The sequence below is a fragment of the Okeania sp. genome (assembly GCF_983059655.1).
The window spans coordinates 1-2,101 of record NZ_CEZPJD010001095.1 but is presented as its reverse complement, the minus strand read 5'-3'; the positions used below and the strand labels follow the sequence as shown (position 1 = coordinate 2,101).

At 34.3% G+C, this 2,101-nt stretch carries 4 protein-coding genes; all 4 read right to left on the bottom strand.

Annotated features, from left to right (window positions below; all coding sequences use genetic code 11):
• Positions 1-53: 53 nt before the first annotated feature.
• A complete protein-coding gene (locus AC3DU7_RS32120) occupies positions 54-635 on the bottom strand; it encodes an RNA-guided endonuclease InsQ/TnpB family protein (protein ID WP_488043281.1) in 582 nt (193 codons plus the stop codon).
• Positions 577-837, bottom strand: coding sequence for a helix-turn-helix domain-containing protein (locus AC3DU7_RS32115; protein WP_488043280.1), 261 nt, complete (start codon positions 835-837; stop codon positions 577-579). The genes AC3DU7_RS32120 and AC3DU7_RS32115 overlap by 59 nt, the downstream gene beginning before the upstream one ends.
• A gap of 191 nt (positions 838-1,028) precedes the next feature.
• On the bottom strand, positions 1,029-1,451 hold the full coding sequence (locus AC3DU7_RS32110) for a hypothetical protein (RefSeq protein ID WP_488043279.1): 423 nt from the start codon (positions 1,449-1,451) through the stop codon (positions 1,029-1,031).
• 447 nt (positions 1,452-1,898) lie between these two features.
• On the bottom strand, positions 1,899-2,101 hold a 203-nt coding region (locus AC3DU7_RS32105), incomplete at its 5' end, for a hypothetical protein (RefSeq protein WP_488043278.1).

Here is a 2,101-nt window from a genome sequence, read left to right as displayed (position 1 = left end):
GCGTCGTCGCGGGGTCGCACCGCTTTTTGAGCATTCCACTTACATTCAAATCCTCAATTACTTAGGTGGCTGTGGTTTTTAGCTAACCATGTTGTGAGTTTATGTAGTGCATCTGCTCTAATATCAGCTACTTTCTTGTGGAGTTTTGCTAGTTTTTTTACTGCTTTGCGTCTGTTTTTGGAGCCAATAACTTTTTTGCTGACTGCACGTTGATGACGAACTAATTGTTTTTTGTCTTGCCTGTAGGCTTTGACGTTAGCAAATTTACTGCCATCAGAACAGGTTGCTAATGTATTTATGCCTATGTCTACACCAATAGTTTCTTCAACTTTTTCTGTTGGTACGGGTTCAATATCATATTTAAAACTGATGTACCAATTATCTGCTCTTTTGGATATTCTGACATTTTTTACTTTGCAATTCGGCAAGATTTCGTAAGTTTTTACTACTCCTATTCTGGGTAATTGTATGTAGTTTCCTTGGAAAATCTTAATACTTCCTTCTAAGTAAAAGCTGTCTTTTCTACCTTTTTTCTTAAAGACCGGAACACCACGTCCCCGAATAGTTAAAAAGTTTTTAAATGCCCTTTCTAAATCTCTTAAAGCTTGTTGAGGGGCGCCCGATCGATACCTCATAATACCAAGGATTAATTGATTTAACTTCCGCTACTAAACGTTTATGCAAAGTAATTGCACTAGGGCGTTTTTTTGTGGTTTTGTACTCAGCAATAGAAGTTGCTAACCCCCAATTATAAGCATGCCTAGCAACACCAGCGTGTTTAGCAAGAATTGTTTTTTGCTGATTATTAACTTTTAACTTGGTTTTAAAAGATTTCATTTTCAACAGTTAATAAGTTAGACAGGCATTTGATTACATTACCAGAATTGTCTAATTATGTCAAAGTTTGTCTAATTATTTGGTTTCTGTTGTTAACCCTCTAAAATTAAGAGAGTTTTTATTACTAATAAACTAAAAACTTACTGCTTTTGTTCAATGTAAGAAACTTTATGAAAGAGCAAGATATCTAATTATTCACCATATACCTTACACTCACCTTCAAATGTCACAGCTTGTGCTACAGCATTGCTATACTCTGTAGGATAATTGTTCTTTACACATATTGCTGCTTCTATCACAGGCTGTACGTTACCAGTTAGATAACCAGAGAAAACAGACCAAACTTGTCCTGGGGTACTAGCAACACATTGTTGAATTCCTTTTGGTCCAACTATATTAGCCGCCTTCATCACATCCGTCTTACAATATTCAGCTCCACTTATCTCTGATGTTCCTGCATCAGGTGGATTAAATAGAGGTGGAATTGGTAACCCTGGAAGACTAGGAGGAGGAGGAGGAGGTGGTGGTGGTGGTAGGAAGAAAGCTGGAGCAGTTCCTGCTACTCCCAAATTCAAAGCAACGGTAGAAGCAATGGCAGTTAGTAATTTTTTCATAAGTTTAGGCGTAAATATTTATAAAGTCTAAGGTTTACAGTTTATAAATTAGCACCTGTGCTATTAGGTCATTTAAGCAAATTAATACTGAGTATAAGTTTTCAGAGTTTTGATTTATGATAATAAATTTACTTACTTAACTTAGACCCAAAAGTTTACTTTTATTTTTTTAATTCTATATGAATTATACACCAAAAAAAACAAGAGCGCCAATTAGAATAAATACGGAATTATTGATGAAACTTTATAATAGCTTCATAAATTGTATGCAGCGAATAAATAGGTAAATAGGATATTGAGTAGGATAATTTTTACTCCATAATTTCCATCAAGTATAAACTTAGTAACATTATAGTCAAATTAACTCTAACATCACTCTGGTTACTCGAAATAATTTTTATTTTTGTAAATTTTTGGCTTGGCGATCGCTAACCATACCCTCTTTAATTAGGGTTGACTGAATAAAGTCTTTTGGTAAAGGTAGGAGTCAAAAGTCAGGATAATTGGGAATTGATTAGGAGGTAGTCGGAATAATTGTCCCTTGATTTTTCTGCTATAAATGCTCAAACAAGCGTCAGATATTACTTTTAACTTTGGCGTTGCTGATTCTGGGTATGATTTGATAATTTTATATTTTTGATTTTGTATTT